Raw genomic sequence first — 18,234 nt, 5'->3', positions numbered from 1 at the left:
CATTTTTGAGGTACCTTCTCTTTTATGTTAGGGACTAGTGAGTGTATAGCTTAAGCTTTAGAAAGGAGTGGATAAGATGCCCCAAGATGAACAGGTACGACAAGAACGGTTCGAACTGCTTCTAGAGCAACTTCAATTTCCAACTGAAGTTATCCAAGGACCATTTAAAGGCGGAAAGATTCGTAAATTAACCATCATCAAAGAAAAAAAAACATGGCATTTTCATATCGAGCTTCCTGTTTTGATTTCTGCTGAACTTTATGAGTTGTTTGAAGTGAAATTAAAAGAAACTTTTACTCATATTGCGACAGTCGGTCATACGTTTTATTATGATCAACTAGAAGTGACCTCTGCTGATTGGCAAGCGTATTGGCCACTTATTGTTGGACGTTTGCATGCTGTCTCAGATGGATTACGTTCTTTGTTATCGAGTCAGGCTCCGCATTTCGATGGAAAAAAACTTGAAATTAATGTACGAAATGAAACGGAGGCGGTAGCTTTAAAGCGTAAATTATATGAGCCACTTAGAGAAAGCCTTCGATCACTTAGCTTACCGACAATTCCAGTAGAACCCGTTATTAAAGAATCGAAACAAGAATTTCAAAAGTTTGTGGAGCAGCGCGAGCAAGAAGATCACTCCAAAGTGGTTGAGGCCATTCTAGAGAAAAAGAAAATGGAGAAAAAGAATGATGAATTTGAAGGGAAAAATCTTATTCTCGGGTATCCGATTAAAGATGATCCTATTCCACTTGAAGGAATCGTTGATGAAGAACGACGAATTACGGTTCAAGGGTATGTGTTTGAAGCAGAGACAAGAGAATTACGTAGTGGTCGGACATTACTAACGTTTAAAATTACTGACTACACAGATTCTATTATGGTTAAGATTTTCTCGCGTGATAAAGAGGATGTCCCTTTACTACAAGCTGTGAAAAAAGGTATTTGGTTAAAGGTTCGTGGCGGGGTGCAAAACGATACGTTTGTGCGTGATTTGGTTATGATCGCCAATGATTTTAATCAAATTAAGCCAGCCGAGAGAATCGACCGTTCCGCAGAAGACGAAAAACGTGTTGAGTTACACTTGCATACAAACATGAGCCAAATGGATGGAATGATCTCGGCAAGTAAATATGTAGAGCAAGCTGCTAAATGGGGTCACCCAGCAATTGCTATAACAGATCATGGAGTTGTCCAGTCGTTTCCAGAAGCTTATTCAACGGGAAAAAAACATGGTATTAAAATTTTGTATGGAATTGAAGCAAACTTAGTCGATGATGGTGTTCCCATTGCTTACAATGAAGCAAATAGAGAATTATCAGAAGAAGAATATGTCGTTTTTGACGTAGAGACAACGGGTTTATCTGCTGTATACAATACGATTATTGAGCTTGCAGCTGTGAAGATGAAAAATGGAGAAATCATAGACCGTTTCGAATCCTTCTCTGATCCGCATGAGCCTTTATCTAATACGATCATTGAGTTAACAGGCATTACGGATGACATGGTTAAAGGTGCTCCAGAAATTGCAGATGTTCTACGAGATTTCCAAGCATTTTGTAGTGACGCGATTCTTGTTGCTCATAATGCAAGTTTCGATATGGGCTTTCTCAATGTCGGTTATCAAAAAATCGGATTAGAAGATGCACCTAATCCTGTAGTTGATACACTTGAATTAGGTCGATTTTTATACCCAGAACTGAAAAATCACCGCCTAAACTCATTATGTAAGAAGTTTGATATTGAATTAGTTAGTCATCACAGAGCGATTTATGATGCCGAAGCGACAGGATATTTACTCTGGAAAATGGTAAAAGATGCGAAAGAGAAAGAAGTAACCCATCATGATCAATTAAATGACCATATGGGGCAAGGAAACTTTACTAGACAGCGTCCTTCTCATTGCACCATTTTAGCTCAAACACAAGAAGGATTAAAAAACTTGTACAAGCTGGTGTCAATGTCACATGTTGACTACTTCTTCCGAACACCACGCATCCCGAGGTCACAGCTACAAAAACACCGTAATGGATTACTAATAGGAACAGCTTGTGATAAAGGAGAAGTCTTTGAAGGGATGATGCAAAAATCCCCAGAAGAAGTCGAGGAAATCGCCAAATTTTATGATTATCTCGAAATTCAGCCTTTAGTAAATTACCAGCATTTAATTGAAAGAGAACTAGTTAAAAACGATGAATCACTAAAAGAAATTGTCACAAACATTGTAGATCTAGGTAAAAAATTAGATAAACCGGTCGTTGCAACAGGTAATGCCCATTATCTACAAGAAGAAGATGCGATATATCGTAAAATTTTAATTGCTTCTCAAGGTGGGGCCAATCCTTTAAATAAACAAACACTACCACCTGTGCACTTTAGAACAACGGATGATATGCTTGCGGCTTTTTCATTTTTAGGAGATGAACGAGCCAAACAAGTAGTAGTAAGCAATACACAAAAAGTAGCGAATATGATTGAGGAACTTCATCCGATCCCTGATCAACTGTATACACCTAAAATCGAAGGCGCCGATGATGAAATTCGTACGATGAGTTATAACAGAGCACGGAGCATTTATGGCGAAGAATTGCCTGAGATCGTGGAGGCACGAATCGAAAAAGAATTAAAAAGTATTATTGGTCATGGGTTTGCAGTCATTTATCTCATCTCACAGAAATTAGTAAAAAAATCTCTAATTGATGGGTATCTCGTTGGATCACGTGGTTCTGTCGGATCATCGTTTGTAGCAACGATGACAGAGATTACAGAAGTGAATCCATTGCCACCGCATTATGTTTGTCCGAATTGTAAGCACTCCTATTTCTTTAATGATGGCTCAGTAGGTTCTGGTTTTGACTTACCGAATAAAGATTGTACAGAATGTGGAACACCTTATGTGAAGGATGGACAAGATATTCCGTTTGAAACGTTCCTTGGTTTTAAAGGAGATAAAGTCCCAGATATTGATTTGAACTTCTCTGGTGAATATCAACCGCGAGCTCACCATTATACAAAGGAATTGTTTGGAGAAGAATATGTGTATCGTGCTGGAACGATTGGAACTGTCGCAGAAAAGACAGCGTATGGATATGTAAAAGGCTATCAAGGTGATTATGACCTTCACTATCGTGGAGCAGAGATTGATCGACTTGTATCCGGATGTACAGGTGTAAAACGTACAAGCGGTCAGCATCCTGGTGGGATTATCGTTGTGCCTGATTATATGGATATTTATGACTTTACTCCGATTCAATTTCCAGCCGATGATAAAAATGCCGAATGGAAAACAACACATTTTGATTTCCATTCCATTCATGATAATTTATTGAAGCTTGATATTTTAGGGCATGATGATCCGACCGTTATTCGGATGTTGCAAGATTTATCTGGCATTGATCCAAAGACGATCCCAACGGATGATCCGGAAGTAATGAGGATCTTTAGTGGGCCAGAAGTTCTTGGTGTAACCGATGAACAGATTTTATGTAAGACAGGTACACTTGGCATTCCAGAATTTGGGACGAGATTTGTGCGTCAAATGTTAGAAGAAACGAAGCCGAGTACGTTTTCAGAACTGGTTCAAATCTCTGGTCTATCTCATGGAACAGACGTATGGTTAAATAATGCCAATGAACTTATTTATAATGGCACCTGTGAATTAAAAGATGTGATCGGATGTCGAGATGATATTATGGTCTATTTAATTTACAAAGGGCTTGAACCTTCCTTAGCGTTTAAGATTATGGAATTTGTGCGTAAAGGAAAAGGACTACAACCTGAATGGGTTGAGGAAATGAAGAAGCACGATGTCCCAGATTGGTACATTGGCTCATGCACAAAGATTAAATACATGTTCCCTAAAGCCCATGCCGCGGCCTATGTACTCATGGCTGTTAGGATTGCGTACTTTAAGGTCCATCACCCGATCATTTATTATGCTTCGTACTTTACTGTTCGAGCTGATGATTTTGATTTAGATACGATGATTAAGGGCTCTGCTGCGATTAAAGCGAAGATCCAAGAAATTAATGCCAAAGGGTTGGATGCTTCGCCAAAAGAAAAGGCTGTTTTAACCGTTTTGGAGTTATCTCTTGAGATGTCTGAACGAGGTTACTCATTTAAGAAGGTGGATCTCTATCAATCAAGTGCTACAGAATTTATTGTAGAAGGCAACAGCTTATTGCCACCGTTTAATGCGATGACTGGTGTAGGAACAAATGCTTCATTAAATATCGTTAAAGCTCGACAAGACGGAGAGTTTCTTTCAAAAGAAGACTTGCAACAAAAAGCAAGATTGACGAAAACGGTTCTTGAGCATTTAGACGAACATGGTTGTCTAGAGGGAATGCCTAATTCAAACCAGTTATCCCTCTTCTAAGAAACATCGTAAAAGCTTGTCACAGCGCTTCTTTCGAACGGACGTCTGTTGCAAAGAAGTGTAGAGTATGATATTGTTGTTATGGTAATACTTAGAATACGGAGCCTAAAAAGAGTGGGGAAACCCGCTCTTTCGTTTCGTTTAGACCTAATAATAATCACTACTAATATAAAAACGTCTTATGCAGATGGCAGTAATTGAAGGAGGGTAAGAATGAGTAAGAAAGTAACCGACATCGTAGCAGAACTAGCGACACCGCTGATGGACGAGCGTAACCTAGAGCTAGTCGATGTCGAATTTAAAAAGGAAGGCCCAGATTGGTTTTTAAGAATCTATATTGATTCAGAAACAGGTGTGGACCTTGAAGACTGTGGAAAAGTGAGCGAGCAATTAAGTGAGAAGTTGGACGAATTTGATCCGATTCCACAAGCTTACTTCCTAGAAGTGTCTTCTCCAGGTGCTGAGAGACCTTTAAAAAAAGCCAAAGACATAGAAAAAGCAGTCGGTAAAAACGTCCACGTGACAACGTATGAGCAGATCGATGGTGAGAAGACGTTTGAAGGAATGCTGACGGCTTTTGACGGCGATGTTTTGACTGTAGAAGTGAAAATTAAAACGCGAAAAAAATCATATGTCATTCCATATGAGAAAGCAGCTAATGTAAGGTTAGCGATTATATTTTAGTACTTAATATATGCTTTGTTTGTAGTTGAAAGGGGGATATCTCATTCATGAATAGCGAATTTATGGATGCGTTAATGACGCTAGAGAAAGAAAAAGGAATTAGTAAGGAAATTATCACTGATGCCATTGAGGCAGCACTTATTTCAGGTTATAAGCGCAACTTCTCACAGGCTCAAAATGTTCGTGTTGATGTTAATCGTGATAACGGGAGCATCCGAGTGTTTGCTCGTAAGCTAATTGTCGAAGAAGTATTTGATGTACGTCTTGAGATCTCTTTACAAGATGCAAAAGGTATGAACCCGAGTTACGATATCGATGATATTGTGGAGATTGAAGTAACACCGAAAGATTTCGGACGCATCGCGGCCCAAACAGCGAAGCAAGTCGTCACACAACGTGTACGTGAAGCAGAACGCGGCATTATTTATTCTGACTTTATTGATCGAGAAGAAGATATCATGACAGGGATTGTTCAACGTCAAGATCATCGTTTCATCTATGTTGATCTAGGAAAAGTCGAGGCTTTGTTGCCACTAAATGAACAAATGCCTAATGAATCTTATAAGCATAACGATCGCATTAAAGCCTTCATTACAAAAGTGGAAAAAACAACAAAAGGCCCTCAAATTTTGATTTCACGCACACATCCTGGCTTGTTGAAGCGTTTGTTTGAGCTCGAAGTACCTGAAATTTATGATGGTACCGTTGAAATTAAGTCGGTTTCTCGTGAAGCTGGAGATCGTTCGAAGATTGCCGTTCACGCTGAAAATCCAGAAGTAGATGCGGTTGGTTCATGTGTAGGTCAACGAGGTCAACGGGTTCAGACGATTGTTGATGAGTTAAAAGGGGAAAAGATCGATATCGTTCGTTGGTCAGAAGATCCTGTTGAATACGTAGCAAATGCTCTTAGTCCTTCAAAAGTATTAAAAGTAAACGTAAACGAAGAGGATAAAATGACTCAAGTCATTGTTCCGGATTATCAACTGTCATTAGCAATTGGTAAACGAGGACAAAATGCGCGTCTCGCTGCAAAATTAACTGGTTGGAAAATTGACATTAAAAGTGAGACAGAAGCAAGAGAACTTGGTTTAGTCATTGAAGACGACCTCGCCGAGCCTCAAGAAACAAATGACTTGGATGCACCACTTGAAGAAACATTTGTTCCTGATACATTTGAGAATGAAGAGTAAGTAAAAGGAGTCGGGGACCATGAAACAACGAAAAGTTCCTCTCAGAAAATGCATTGTGACCAATGAAATGAAATCAAAGCATGAACTTGTTCGAATCGTTCGCACCCCGGAAGGTGAAGTCGTTTTAGACCATACCGGAAAGAAAAATGGACGAGGTGCTTACCTTAGTAATACCGAAGATTGCTTCAAACAGGCAAAAAAGAAAGATAGTTTATCAAGACATCTGCAAGTGAAACTTACCGAAGAACAGTATGATCAACTAGACCAAGATCGACAGAGAGGAAAAAAGTAGCATGAGTCAGCAACCAAAATGGCTTTCCCTACTTGGACTCTGTGCCAGAGCAAGGCAGCTAGTTACTGGGGAGGAGCTCGTCATTAAAGATGTTAGAAACCAACAAGTTAAGTTGGTGCTTCTCTCAAATGATGCAGCAGAACAGACAAAGAAAAAGATATTGGACAAATGTGGTTATTACTCAATTCCAGTTCGAATTGTTTCGGACCGTACGACACTTGGCACTGCAATCGGTAAGGCAGAACGAGTAGTTGTAGGGATTAAAGATCCCGGGTTCGCAAAAAAAATGACTTCATTATTGGACCAATAAATGTGGAGGTATGTATATGAGCAAAATGAGAATATATGAATACGCAAAAGAGAAGAATGTACCAAGTAAAGAGGTTATTGAGAAGTTAAAAGCAGTTGATGTGACGGTTTCTAATCACATGTCTTATATTGATGAGACGGATATTGCGAAGTTAGAAGGCAAGCCACTACCAGAAGCGAAGCCGAGCGCTCCGAAAAATGACAACAAACCGGCTAATGCAACAAATAAACAACCGGCAAGAACAAACAATCAAAAGCCTCAAAATAAGAACAGAAACTTTAATAAGCCAAACTATCAACAAAATCGTGGAAAGCAACAGAACAAGCGTGCTCCTCAACAACAACAACAGCGTCAAGAGCCGCCAAAGCCAAAGCCTCTTCCGGAAAAGATTACTTTTGTCGAGTCCCTAACAGTAGCTGAAATGGCGAAAAAATTACACAAAGAGCCGTCTGAGCTTATCAAAAAGTTAATTGGTCTTGGCGTAATGGCGACGATTAACCAAGAACTTGATAAAGATGCAATTGAGCTAATTGCTACGGATTACGGAGTTGCTGTCGAAGAAGAAATTATTGTCGACAAAATTGATTTAGATAGTTATGTAGAAGAAGAAAAAGAGGAAGACTTAAAAGAGCGACCTCCTGTTGTAACAATTATGGGTCACGTTGACCATGGTAAAACAACCCTTCTTGATTCGATTCGTAACACGAAAGTAACAGCTGGTGAAGCGGGTGGAATCACTCAACATATCGGTGCTTATCAAATTGAAACGAATGGCAAACCCATTACGTTCTTAGATACTCCTGGACACGCAGCCTTCACAACGATGCGTGCACGTGGAGCACAAGTAACAGATATCACGATCTTAGTTGTTGCAGCAGATGACGGTGTTATGCCTCAAACGAAAGAAGCGATCAGTCATGCTAAAGCTGCGAATGTGCCAATTATCGTCGCTGTGAATAAAATGGATAAAGAAGCAGCAAACCCAGACCGTGTAATGCAAGAATTAACAGAATATGAGCTGGTTCCTGAAGCATGGGGCGGCGAGACGATCTTTGTTAATGTTTCTGCACTAAACGGGCAGGGAATTGATGAACTATTAGAAATGGTTCTTCTTGTAGCTGAAGTGGCTGAATTGAAAGCTAACCCAGATCGTATGGCTCGTGGAACAGTTGTTGAAGCTGAGCTTGATAAGGGTCGCGGTGCAGTAGCTACACTTCTTGTTCAAAATGGTTCATTAAATGTTGGAGATCCGATCGTAGTGGGTGGAGCATTTGGACGCGTTCGTGCTATGGTTAATGATCTTGGACGTCGTGTGAAACAAGTTGGCCCTTCAGCACCAGTTGAGATTACTGGTTTAAACGAAGTTCCACAAGCAGGCGACCAGTTCCAAGTATTTGCTGACGAGAAAACAGCTCGCCAAATTGGTGAAGCACGTATGAGTCGTCAACGTGTAGAAGCACGTTCTGAAAATTCAAGAGTAAGTCTTGATGACCTGTTTAATCAAATTCAACAAGGTGATGTGAAAGATATTAACATCATCATTAAAGCCGATGTACAAGGTGCTGTTGAAGCGATGAAAGGTTCTCTTGAGAAGATTGATGTTGAAGGTGTTAAAGTCAACATTATCCATACAGGAGTAGGAGCAATTACTGAATCAGACATTATTCTTGCCTCTGCATCAAATGCCATTGTTATTGGTTTCAATGTACGTCCTGATAATGGAGCAAAACGTACAGCAGAAGTAGAGAAAGTTGATATTCGTTTACACCGTATTATTTATAATGCAATTGATGAGATTGAGTCTGCAATGAAAGGAATGCTTGACCCTGAGTTTGAAGAAAAAGTCATTGGTCAAGTAGAAATCCGTGCAACGTTTAAAGTATCAAAAGTTGGTACGATTGCAGGTGCTTATGTAACAGAAGGTAAAGTATCTAGAGATTCCACTGTTCGCTTAATTCGTGATGGAATTGTTATCTACGAAGGAGCAATTAATGCATTAAAACGTTTCAAAGATGATGCTAAGGAAGTTGCTGCAGGGTACGAGTGTGGTATTACACTTGAGAAATTCAATGATATTAAAGAAGGAGACATCATTGAAGCGTACGTCATGGAGGAAATTGAACGTAAATGATCATTGGATCAGTCCGTTGTGAACTTATGATCTATGATGTGCATTCACTTAAAGAAAAGCGTTCTGTCTTAAAGAGTATAGTGACAAGACTTAAGCAGCGTTTTAATGTAGCTGTCGCTGAAAGTGATTTTCAAAATCTTTGGCAACGTGCTGAGCTGACCATTGTCACGGTTTCTAATGAAAAAGTAATCTGCGAGCGAGAACTCGAGAGAGCTTTAGCTTTAATCGATGCCGAAACAGCTGCAGAACGAACAATCACATCTTATGAGTGGTTATAATTGTACAAATAGAGGTGAACAACTATGAGTAACGTTCGAGCACACCGTGTTGGAGAACAAATGAAGAAAGAATTAAGTGACATTATTATGCGAGACTTAAAAGATCCACGCATTAGTTTTGTTACAATTACAGGCGTGGATGTCACTGGTGATTTGCAACAAGCAAAAGTATTCATTACGGTGCTTGGTAGCGAAGAACAGAAAGAGTCTACAATTAAAGGACTTTCTAAGGCAAAGGGGTTCATGCGTTCTGAAATTGGGAAACGAATTCGCCTACGTAAGACACCAGAAATTACGTTTGAATTTGATGAGTCTATTGAATACGGTAATCGCATCCAAACGTTATTGAACGAATTAAATAAGTAATTTCAGCGTTCTTTGATAATGCTGCTAGAAGGATAGGGAGCACATGCACTCTATCCTTTTTAGTACGTATTGACATGCGAATCGTTTGTGATTGTTAAATGAGGTGTAGAAAATGAGTCAACTTGAAGGGATTTTACCACTATTAAAGCCAGCAGGTATGACGTCTCATGACTGTGTCATGAGAATCCGTAAATTATTTAAAACAAAAAAAGTAGGTCATACAGGCACATTAGATCCAGATGTTATTGGAGTATTACCGATTTGTATTGGGAAAGCGACAAAAGTAGCTCAGTATATGTCGGATTATTCTAAGACGTATGTTGGAGAAGTGACGATTGGATTTTCAACAACGACAGAAGATCGAAGTGGAGAAATCGTTGAACGAAAAGAAGTAGAGTCTTCTTGGACAACAGAGGAAATTGATGGTGTGTTGACCTCATTCTTAGGTGAAATTGAACAAATTCCCCCTATGTATTCGGCAGTGAGAGTGAATGGGAAAAGGCTTTACGAATACGCACGTGCCAATCAAGAAGTTGAAAGACCCATGCGTAATGTGATTATTCATCAGTTAGAACGAGTAAGTGCGCTAGAATTTAACGAGAGTGAGAAAACCTGCTCTTTTTCATTTCGAGTGGTATGTTCAAAAGGAACTTATGTAAGGACGCTTGCCGTTGATTTAGGTAAAACGCTTGGCTTTCCCGCTCATATGTCTCATCTTATCCGTACGGCTTCAGGTCCGTTTACACAAGATGTTTGTATCACACTTGATGCATTAGAAGCCATGGAAACTGTTGAAGAGCGTATGGATGTACTACGCCCTTTAGATGAGGCGATTTTTCATTTACCTAAGTTAATCGTAAATGACGAGACAGAGCAATTGATTAAGTACGGATCGGTGTTGCCAGAAGAAAAAGGATTAGATCAATCTCGCTTTACCGTTTATAATGAACTAGGAGAATGCTTGGCAATTTATCAAAAGCATCCAACAAAAACAGGGCTAATTAAACCAGAAAAAATGCTCTGGACTGATAATTAAACAATATTCCGTTAAGCAGAAAAAGGGGAGCCATGATGGATACTATCTACTTGCATCACCCAATTGAAGCAAATACTTTAAAAATACGACCGACTGTGCTTGCACTTGGTTATTTTGACGGTGTTCATCTTGGTCATCAAGAAGTAATTAATCAGGCAATTAAAAAAGCAGCAGAGCTTGGTGTTCAAGTCGCTGTTATGACCTTTGACCCTCATCCGAAGGAAGTTTTAAGAAAGAATGCAGAACCGATGCGCTATATTACACCCCTTCCACAAAAAGAGAAGAAAATTGCAGAACTTAATGTGGACGTATTGTATGTTGTAAACTTTACTAAAGAATTTGCCACGTTAACCCCTCAGCAGTATGTCGATCAGTATATTATCGCTTTAGGGGCGGTTCATGTTGTTGCAGGATTTGACTTTACATACGGTGCTTTAGGTAAGGGAACGATGGAAACATTAATGTTTCATTCAAGAGGTGAATTTGAACAAACAACGGTTCAAAAGGTTGAACAAGGCGATGTCAAAATAAGTTCAACAAAAATTAGAGAGCTTCTTGAAACGGGAGAGGTGTCAACGATTCCTGCTTACCTTGGTGAGCATTATGCGATTTTTGGGAAAGTCGTAGATGGGGACAAAAGGGGACGAACGATTGGATTTCCGACCGCAAATGTCGAACCAACTGATCGAGCAAAACTTCTGAAGACAGGGGTGTACGCTGTAAGATTTGAGACAGATAATGCTTCTTACAAAGGAGTCTGCAATGTAGGCTATAAGCCGACATTTAATGAATTGAGACCAGATATCCCAACAATTGAAGTACATATCTTTGACTTTGATGGAGATCTATACGGTCAAGAGGTGACCGTATACTTTGAACAGACGATACGCCCTGAACAAAAATTTTCTAGTAAAGATGAATTGATTAAACAAATCCATGCAGACAAACAAGTCGCATTCGCTTATTTCGCTGAAAAAAGCAAATAGCAACCTTGCAATCTGAGCATGAACATTGTATAGTTAAGGTTGTACTTCAAGTACACATCCGTTTCTTGGCAGAGCGACTCACCGACGCTTGCTAGGAGATAGGATATATTCTAAAGGAGGTGAACAGGATGGCATTAACACAAGAGCGCAAGAACGAGCTAATTGCTGAGTTCAAAACTCATGACACTGACACTGGTTCTCCAGAGGTTCAGGTAGCTATCCTTACTGAGCAAATCAACACACTAAACGGGCACTTACGTACTCATAAGAAGGATCACCACTCACGTCGTGGGCTTCTTAAAATGGTAGGTCAACGTCGTAACTTATTAACGTACCTACGTAACAAAAACGTTGTACGTTACCGTGACCTTGTTGACAAGCTAGGTTTACGTCGATAAGCATGTTGAAAGCGGGAGAATTCCCGCTTTTTTCTTCATCTAAAGGTGATGGAAAACACTCCCTGCTTCTCATGTTGAAGATGTACATAATGACTACGTGCAAAAGAGTGTTATGATTGACTCTTTTATTTTTCACATAGATAGGCAATAATAAGAAAAGAATGAATAATTTTGTGTACGAGAGGAGTACGCGTAATGGAACAAGAACAACAGATTTTTAAAACAGAATGGGCCGGTCGTGAATTAATTATTGAAACTGGTCAATTAGCAAAACAAGCAAATGGGGCTGTACTTGTTAGATATGGTGATTCAGCGGTATTATCTACTGTAACTGCGTCAAAAGAGCCTAAAAACTTACCTTTCTTTCCATTAACAGTAAACTATGAAGAGCGTTTATATGCTGCAGGTAAAATTCCAGGTGGCTTTATCAAACGTGAAGGACGTCCAAGTGAAAGAGCGGTTTTAACAAGTCGTTTGATTGATCGTCCAATCCGCCCACTATTCCCCGACGGATTCCGTAACGAAGTTCAAGTCATTAGCATTGTTATGAGTAGTGATCAAAACTGTTCATCCGAAATGGCTGCCATGATTGGTTCTTCTGTTGCTCTTTCTATCTCAGATATTCCATTTGATGGTCCAATTGCAGGTGTAACAGTTGGTCGTAATGATGGCGAGTTCATCATTAACCCGACACCTGACCAGTTAGAAGCGAGTGATATTGATTTAATCGTTGCAGGTACAAAAGATGCGATCAACATGGTTGAAGCAGGAGCGAAAGAAGTTTCTGAAGAAATGATGCTTGAAGCAATTATGTACGGTCATGACGAAATTAAACGTTTAGTCGCTTTCCAAGAAGAAATTGTTGCAGCAGTTGGTAAAGAGAAGAAAGAAATTCAGCTGAAGCAAGTCGATGCAGACATTGAAGCAGCAGTTCGCAACTTGGCGGAAACAGATCTTAAAAAAGCTGTACAAGTTCAAGAGAAACATGAGCGTCAAGCAGCAATTGATGCAGTCATTAAACCAATTGTTGAAAAGTATGAGCAAGAAGATCCTGATCATGTAGGTGATGCTCGTGAAGTACTTCAAAAAGTAGTCAAAGAAGAAGTACGTCGATTAATCACAGTCGAGAAGATCCGCCCAGACGGACGCGGCATTGATGAAATTCGTCCTCTAGCTTCCCAAGTAAATATGCTATCACGTACACATGGTTCAGGTTTATTCACACGTGGACAAACTCAAGCCCTTAGCATTTGTACGTTGGGAGCTCTTGGTGATGTTCAGATTCTTGATGGATTAGGGATTGAAGAATCAAAACGCTTCATGCATCACTATAACTTCCCGCAATTTAGTGTTGGTGAAACTGGTCCAATTCGTGGCCCAGGTCGTCGTGAAATTGGACATGGAGCTCTAGGTGAGCGGGCGCTTGAACCAATTCTTCCGAGTGAAAATGATTTCCCATACACGATTCGTCTTGTATCAGAAGTCTTAGAATCAAATGGTTCTACATCACAAGCGAGTATCTGTGCAAGCACATTAGCGATGATGGATGCGGGTGTGCCAATTAAAGCACCAGTAGCTGGTATTGCGATGGGTCTTGTTAAGCAAGGAGATCACTTATCTGTACTAACGGATATTCAAGGAATGGAAGATGCTTTAGGTGATATGGACTTTAAAGTGGCAGGGACACGAGATGGTGTAACAGCTCTTCAAATGGACATTAAAATCTCAGGTATTAGCCGTGAAGTTCTAGAAGAAGCACTTGCTCAAGCGAAGCGTGGCCGTATGGTTATTCTTGATAACATGCTTTCTGCAATTAGTGAATCTCGTAGCGAGTTATCTACGTATGCACCTAAGATTATGACGATGCATGTGAACCCTGATAAGATTCGTGACGTTATTGGACCGAGCGGAAAGATGATCAATAAGATCATTGAAGAAACTGGAGTAAAGATTGATATTGAGCAAGATGGTACGGTCTATATTTCTTCTGTCGATAGCAAGATGAACGAACAAGCTCGTAAGATTATTGAAGACATTATTCGTGAAGTTGAAGTTGGACAAACGTTTTTAGGCAAAGTGAAGAGAGTCGAGAAGTTCGGTGCCTTTGTTGAATTGTTCAAAGGGAAAGATGGACTTGTTCATATCTCTCAACTAGCTGAAGAACGTGTTAACAAAGTGGAAGACGTTGTGGCGATTGGTGATGAAATCTTAGTTCGTGTAACGGAGATTGATAATCAAGGACGCGTGAATTTATCACGTAAAGTCATCCTAAAAGAAGAAAAAGAAAAACAAGAACAAGCAGGTAAATAAGAGGAAAGAGACAAGTTTACTAATCTTGTCTCTTTTTTTACAATAAAAACCTATCGAGTAACATCTCTTGCACTCCCCTTAAGTGATCACTAGTTCTACCCTGTCCTTCTTTAGCATACGTATTGTCTTAGAAGGAGGATTGATTTTGATGAAAAAAGGTGCATCCTTTATCTTTTTATTTGGTGCTTTATTAGTGATCACATTCGGGGCGGTGCAAAATCCCTTCTCGTTGCAATACATAAATGAATTAAAGCAAGACTCTCAGATGGTCATGAAACTACAAGATCCATTGTATGAAGAGATTATTGCAAAAAAAGACGGGTATGAAGAGCTAGCAATTGATGCTCGACTGGACCCTGTGTGGAAAGCGGTCCCTGGTTATAACGGGATCACAGTTGACGTAGATGCTTCCTATGATAAGATGAAGAAGTTAGAGACCTTTAGTGAAGAACGATTAGTATTTAAAGAAGTAAAGCCTACTGTTCATCTTGAAGAACTTCCACCATCTCCAATCTATAAAGGTAATGAAAAAAAGCCTATGGTTAGTTTACTTGTAAATGTCGCATGGGGGAACGAATACATTCCTGATATGCTTAAAGTAATGGATGAACTTGGAGTGAAATCAACGTTTTTTTTGGATGGCTCTTGGGTGAAGAAAAATCCAACGATGGCGACGATGATTTTAGAGCAAGGTCATGAAATTGGAAACCATGCCTATTCACATCCTGATATGAAATCACTAACTTTGGAAAGAATGAATGAAGAATTTAAAAAAACAAATGATGTCATACTAGCAACCTTAGATGTTACACCAAAGTGGTTTGCCCCACCAAGTGGAAGCTTTTCTCAAACCGTTGTTGATCAAGCACGAGAGCATGGAATGATGACGATCTTATGGTCCGTAGATACTGTAGATTGGCGCAAGCCAGCACCAGATGAAATGGTGAATCGAGTGTTAGAAAAGATGCATTCAGGTGCGATGGTTCTTATGCATCCAACAGAACCGACAGCAATTGGACTTGAAGACATGATTAGAGGCATCCAAGCAAGAGGGTATGAGCTTGGTACTGTTTCAGAAGTAATGTCTGAATCTAGACCTCATGTTGGTGTAACCCTAGATGACTGATAATAGGGGGATATAATTTGATACAAAAAATTGAATTAGATAATGGTGTTCGTATTATGGCAGAAACAATTCCAACCGTGCGATCGGTGTCAATCGGTGTGTGGATTGGGACGGGTTCAAGGTACGAACAAGAACAAGAAAACGGTATTTCTCATTTTCTTGAGCACATGTTTTTTAAAGGAACAAAAAAACGTAGCGCAGCTGATATAGCAGAAGCATTTGATTGTATTGGCGGCCAAGTGAATGCTTTTACTTCAAAAGAATACACTTGTTACTATGCAAAAGTGCTCGATGAACATGCTCCTATCGCAGTTGACGTTCTCTCAGATATGTTTTTTAACTCTGAGTTCGAAGCAGGAGAGTTAGCCAAAGAAAGAAACGTAGTCGTTGAAGAACTCAAAATGGTTGATGATACACCAGATGATATTGTTCATGACTTACTTAGTGAGGCGGCTTACGGCAAACATTCTTTAGGGTATCCTATTTTAGGAACGATTGATACACTAAAAACATTTGATGAAGATGCGCTTCGTTCTTATATGGATCGCTATTATACAGGGGACCATGTCGTAATTTCTGTTGCGGGGAATATTACTGATGAGGTCATTGATTCACTTAAAGATATTTTTAAAGAAGTGAAGCCAACGACTTATCATTACGAAGCAACGGCTCCTAAGTTCTTAACGAATACGATTACTCGAAAAAAAGAAACGGAGCAAGCTCACTTATGTTTGGCTTATCCTGGTCTTGAAATTGGAAATGAAGATATGTACTCATTGATCCTACTAAATAACTTATTAGGTGGAAGCATGAGCAGTAGACTGTTCCAAGAAATCCGTGAGAAACGTGGTTTATGCTATTCAGTCTTCTCATATCATTCTTCTTATCAAGACAGTGGAATGCTGACATTGTATGCGGGGACCGCTCATGAACAACTTGATGAGCTTGTCCTTGCGTTACAGAACACGACAAAGCGCTTGGCAAAAGAAGGAATGAATGAAAAAGAACTTAAAAACGGAAAAGAACAATTAAAGGGTAGCTTAATGCTAAGCCTAGAGAGTACTAATTCTCGTATGAGTAGAAACGGGAAGAATGAATTAATGTTAAAGAGACATCGTAGTCTAGATGATATTCTCACTGAAATTAATAAAGTGGCTTTAGATGATGTCAATCGTTTAGCGAGTACGATTTTAACATTAGATCCTGCGATTTCGATGATTAGCTCAACTGGAGAGCTTCCAGAAGCTTTAAAGAAATAAGTAGAAGACCAGCCGAGGATGGCTGGTCTTTTTCTTTGTAATTTCACATAAGGATTACACATAAGGCTGAATTCTATGCTTTTAGAACGGAGGGTGAGAATATGCGCTTAAGTGAAATTAGCAATAAAGAAATCATTGATTATCAAAAAGGGGAACGAATGGGTATTCTCGGACAAACAGACCTTTTAATTAACGAACAAACGGGCGAAATCGAAGCCTTTATCATTCCCACGATGAAATGGTTTGGGTTTGGTAAAAAAGAAAAAGAAGTGACGGTTCATTGGGGGCAAATCAAAAAAATTGGCCAGGATATGATTATTATTGATATGGAAGATGATTATCGTTATGAATGACATATCGCCTGTGCGATGTGTCTTTTTTTGTTCGATCATAGAAGACTTATGATTAGGCTGTGATTGATTCACCCATTATTCATTCAATACATATGCTATCGTGAATCGAAACTGTTAGAGTTACACCCTCTTATGTAGGTAGATACGTTTAAGTGCGAGGGGAAATGGTGAGATAAGCAGGAAAGGGGTATGGCCGGGATGTTAACGGGGAAAGTGATCGTCGTCATCGGAGGGGACGCTAGGCAACTAGAAATCATCCGAAAGCTATCGGCATTAGATGCAAAGCTTGCATTAGTCGGCTTTGATCATCTAGATGACGGCTATATAGGGGCATCAAAACAGTCAATAGATGAGATTGATTGGAAAAGTGTTGATGCTATCTTATTGCCAGTTAATGGATTAAATAGTGAGAGTGAAATAGATACCGTTTTTTCGAATGAGAAAATTAAATTGACCGCAAAAGAAGTAAGTCAAACACCAGAACACTGCACAATTTATTCCGGCATCAGTAATGCTGCATTAGATTCTTGTGTGAAAAAAGCGAAGCGTCGGTTAGTGAAGTTGATGGAACGAGATGATATTGCCATCTATAACTCGATACCAACAACAGAAGGAACCATTATGATGGCGATTCAACATACAGATATCACTATTCATAGTGCAAATGTAGCTGTTTTAGGGTTCGGAAGAGTTGGAATGTCAGTGGCGAGAACGTTTGCTTCTTTAGGAGCTCACGTAAAAGTAGGAGCCAATGAGTCGCATCAACTAGCTAGGATTATGGAAATGGGTCTCACACCCTTTCATACAGCGAATCTAAGTGACGAAATGAAGTTGATAGATATCTGCATTAATACCGTTCCAGATCGGATTCTTACAGCAAAGGTACTCGCTGAAATGCCGATCAATGCTTTGGTCATCGACCTTGCCTCCAAACCAGGTGGAACCGACTTTCGTTATGCGGAAAAACGCGGAATGCGCGCTTTATTAGCACCTGGTCTTCCAGGGATCGTTGCTCCAAAAACAGCAGGGCGAATTCTTGCTAATGTATTAGCAGAGTTGCTTCAAGCAGAATAAATAGAAGGATATTTTCACTTATATGTGATTAAAGCTAGGCTTGATTTTTTATGACGAAGCATAGTT

At 39.7% G+C, this 18,234-nt stretch carries 16 protein-coding genes; all 16 read left to right on the top strand.

Annotated elements, in window-relative coordinates:
- The first annotated feature begins 76 nt into the window (after positions 1-76).
- Positions 77-4,375, top strand: coding sequence for a PolC-type DNA polymerase III (locus tag CDZ88_RS08670; RefSeq protein WP_100373170.1), 4,299 nt, complete (start codon positions 77-79; stop codon positions 4,373-4,375).
- 213 nt (positions 4,376-4,588) lie between these two features.
- Positions 4,589-5,059 (top strand): ribosome maturation factor RimP, encoded by a 471-nt coding sequence (gene rimP, locus CDZ88_RS08665; RefSeq protein WP_100373169.1) that lies wholly within the window; start codon positions 4,589-4,591, stop codon positions 5,057-5,059.
- A gap of 47 nt (positions 5,060-5,106) precedes the next feature.
- Positions 5,107-6,249: a transcription termination factor NusA gene (gene nusA, locus CDZ88_RS08660; protein ID WP_100373168.1), complete on the top strand. Its 1,143-nt coding sequence runs from the start codon at positions 5,107-5,109 to the stop codon at positions 6,247-6,249.
- 19 nt (positions 6,250-6,268) lie between these two features.
- Positions 6,269-6,541 (top strand): RNase P modulator RnpM, encoded by a 273-nt coding sequence (gene rnpM, locus CDZ88_RS08655; RefSeq protein ID WP_100373167.1) that lies wholly within the window; start codon positions 6,269-6,271, stop codon positions 6,539-6,541.
- 1 nt (position 6,542) lies between these two features.
- Positions 6,543-6,851 carry a YlxQ family RNA-binding protein gene (locus CDZ88_RS08650; RefSeq protein ID WP_100373166.1) on the top strand — a complete coding sequence of 103 codons (309 nt, stop codon included), beginning with the start codon at positions 6,543-6,545 and terminating at the stop codon, positions 6,849-6,851.
- 16 nt (positions 6,852-6,867) lie between these two features.
- Positions 6,868-8,982, top strand: a complete 2,115-nt coding sequence (gene infB, locus CDZ88_RS08645; protein ID WP_100373165.1) for a translation initiation factor IF-2 — start codon at positions 6,868-6,870, stop codon at positions 8,980-8,982.
- On the top strand, positions 8,979-9,260 hold the full coding sequence (locus CDZ88_RS08640; RefSeq protein ID WP_100373164.1) for a DUF503 domain-containing protein: 282 nt from the start codon (positions 8,979-8,981) through the stop codon (positions 9,258-9,260). Before infB ends, CDZ88_RS08640 begins: the two co-directional genes overlap by 4 nt.
- Before the next feature lie 24 nt (positions 9,261-9,284).
- Entirely contained in the window at positions 9,285-9,626 is a 342-nt protein-coding gene (gene rbfA, locus CDZ88_RS08635; RefSeq protein ID WP_100373163.1) for a 30S ribosome-binding factor RbfA, read from the top strand.
- A 112-nt stretch (positions 9,627-9,738) separates the two neighbouring features.
- Entirely contained in the window at positions 9,739-10,662 is a 924-nt protein-coding gene (gene truB / locus CDZ88_RS08630) for a tRNA pseudouridine(55) synthase TruB (RefSeq protein ID WP_100373162.1), read from the top strand.
- Positions 10,663-10,697: 35 nt separating this feature from the next.
- Positions 10,698-11,648: a bifunctional riboflavin kinase/FAD synthetase gene (locus CDZ88_RS08625; RefSeq protein WP_100373161.1), complete on the top strand. Its 951-nt coding sequence runs from the start codon at positions 10,698-10,700 to the stop codon at positions 11,646-11,648.
- Positions 11,649-11,776: 128 nt separating this feature from the next.
- The gene (gene rpsO, locus CDZ88_RS08620; RefSeq protein WP_100373160.1) at positions 11,777-12,046 is read left to right on the top strand and encodes a 30S ribosomal protein S15; all 270 of its coding nucleotides are present in this window, start codon (positions 11,777-11,779) and stop codon (positions 12,044-12,046) included.
- A 195-nt stretch (positions 12,047-12,241) separates the two neighbouring features.
- Positions 12,242-14,356, top strand: coding sequence for a polyribonucleotide nucleotidyltransferase (gene pnp / locus CDZ88_RS08615; RefSeq protein ID WP_100373159.1), 2,115 nt, complete (start codon positions 12,242-12,244; stop codon positions 14,354-14,356).
- Between the two features lie 148 nt (positions 14,357-14,504).
- Positions 14,505-15,482, top strand: coding sequence for a polysaccharide deacetylase family protein (locus CDZ88_RS08610; RefSeq protein WP_100373158.1), 978 nt, complete (start codon positions 14,505-14,507; stop codon positions 15,480-15,482).
- A gap of 17 nt (positions 15,483-15,499) precedes the next feature.
- Complete coding sequence (locus CDZ88_RS08605; protein ID WP_232718610.1) at positions 15,500-16,741, top strand: M16 family metallopeptidase; 1,242 nt, start codon at positions 15,500-15,502, stop codon at positions 16,739-16,741.
- Between the two features lie 101 nt (positions 16,742-16,842).
- The gene (locus CDZ88_RS08600; RefSeq protein ID WP_100373157.1) at positions 16,843-17,094 is read left to right on the top strand and encodes a YlmC/YmxH family sporulation protein; all 252 of its coding nucleotides are present in this window, start codon (positions 16,843-16,845) and stop codon (positions 17,092-17,094) included.
- 198 nt (positions 17,095-17,292) lie between these two features.
- Positions 17,293-18,168 carry a dipicolinic acid synthetase subunit A gene (gene dpaA, locus CDZ88_RS08595; RefSeq protein WP_100373156.1) on the top strand — a complete coding sequence of 292 codons (876 nt, stop codon included), beginning with the start codon at positions 17,293-17,295 and terminating at the stop codon, positions 18,166-18,168.
- The last annotated feature ends 66 nt before the right edge of the window (positions 18,169-18,234 follow it).

Source organism: Bacillus sp. FJAT-45037 (genome assembly GCF_002797325.1).
Taxonomy (GTDB): domain Bacteria; phylum Bacillota; class Bacilli; order Bacillales; family Bacillaceae_D; genus Alkalihalophilus.
The sequence above is the reverse complement of the archived record's forward strand: the minus strand, read 5'-3'. Positions and strand labels throughout refer to the sequence as shown.